Annotated in this window: 1 protein-coding gene and 1 rRNA gene; both read right to left on the bottom strand. The window is 52.1% G+C overall.

Annotated features, from left to right (window positions below; translation table 11 throughout):
- Positions 1–218: 218 nt before the first annotated feature.
- Positions 219–334: ribosomal RNA gene (gene rrf / locus Phpb_RS11685) — 5S ribosomal RNA — on the bottom strand.
- A partial coding sequence (locus Phpb_RS26325) for a hypothetical protein (RefSeq protein ID WP_205634769.1) occupies positions 321–535 on the bottom strand: 215 nt, incomplete at its 5' end. The genes Phpb_RS26325 and rrf, both read right to left, overlap by 14 nt.

Raw genomic sequence — 535 nt, 5'->3', positions numbered from 1 at the left:
GCTTTGCCCAAGGCAAATTCTGATCAGAGGGGAACAACGATATACCGCTAAATACAAAACTGCCAACCGCAGATGGCTAAGGTACTGGGGATAAAGGGATGGTTAACAAAAGCAAATTTCGACAGGCATTATAACGTTCATGGAGCCAAAACGACTGTCGTATATCGCACAAACGCAAAAACCCCCAGCCTGCGCTGAGGGTTTCCACTGTTTTTAAAGCCTGGCAGTGTCCTACTCTCACATGGGGAGACCCCACACTACCATCGGCGCTACGGCGTTTCACTGCTGAGTTCGGCATGGGGTCAGGTGGGACCACCGCGCTATCGCCGCCAGGCATATTCCGTTTTATTCCAACCCTTGTCTGACTCTCTGTCACCACAACCATTGGAACCAATCTCTGAACAAGCTGAAACCTGTCTCTCTTCCGGCCGCTCTCTTCTGACAGCCGCCTGCTGCACGCCAAAACCCCTTCGGCGTTGTAAGGTTAAGCCGCTCGGTTCATTAGTACTGGTCAGCTCAATGCGTCGCCGCACTT

It is taken from the genome of Photorhabdus namnaonensis, from assembly GCF_001684335.1.
GTDB classification, from domain to species: Bacteria; Pseudomonadota; Gammaproteobacteria; order Enterobacterales; family Enterobacteriaceae; genus Photorhabdus; species Photorhabdus namnaonensis.
Note: the sequence above shows the minus strand (reverse complement) of the source record. Positions and strands in the feature narration are given on the sequence as shown.